This window comes from Quadrisphaera sp. GCM10027208, from assembly GCF_042658805.1.
GTDB lineage: Bacteria > Actinomycetota > Actinomycetes > Actinomycetales > SCSIO-59966 > SCSIO-59966.
The window spans coordinates 1-524 of sequence record NZ_JBHSRC010000024.1 but is presented as its reverse complement, the minus strand read 5'-3'; the positions used below and the strand labels follow the sequence as shown (position 1 = coordinate 524).

General features: G+C 76.5%; 1 pseudogene. It reads right to left on the bottom strand.

Going from position 1 to position 524, the window contains the following annotated elements:
* Nucleotides 1-221: pseudogene (locus ACFP6A_RS14420) on the bottom strand (hypothetical protein); the annotation flags it as partial.
* Between the last annotated feature and the right edge of the window lie 303 nt (nt 222-524).

Below are 524 nucleotides of genomic sequence, written 5' to 3'. Positions count from 1 at the left end.
GGCGGATCGCCGAGGACGCCACCTTGCGCCGGCTGCTCACCGACCCGTTCACCGGCACCGTCATCGGCCTGGACGGCCACACCTACCCCGGCCTCCGACCAGACGACGGCCCACCCGACGACGGTCCACCCGGCGACGGTCCCTCCGGCGACGGTCCGCCCGACGACGGCCCACCCGACGACGGCCCACCCGACGACGGCCCACCCGACGACTGCCCACACAGCGGCAATCCACCCGGTGACAGTCCAGCCGGTGACAGTCCGCCCGATGAGGGTGCCCCCGGTGAGGGCCCACCCCGTGACCTCTCGCCTGCGGGTGAGTCGTTCATCGGCAAACCCCGCGAGCGGGACTGCGCCATGGCCAGGTCCCCTCTCGGCGCCGTCGGACGCCGCTGGCCCGGCGCCGGAGTTGCCCCCGCGCACCCGGACCCGGGTCGGTACCGGCCGCGGCGCACCATCGCCACCCTCGTCCAGCTGCGGGACCGCACCTGCCGGGCCCCCGGCTGCCGCCGCCGCGGCGTCCTG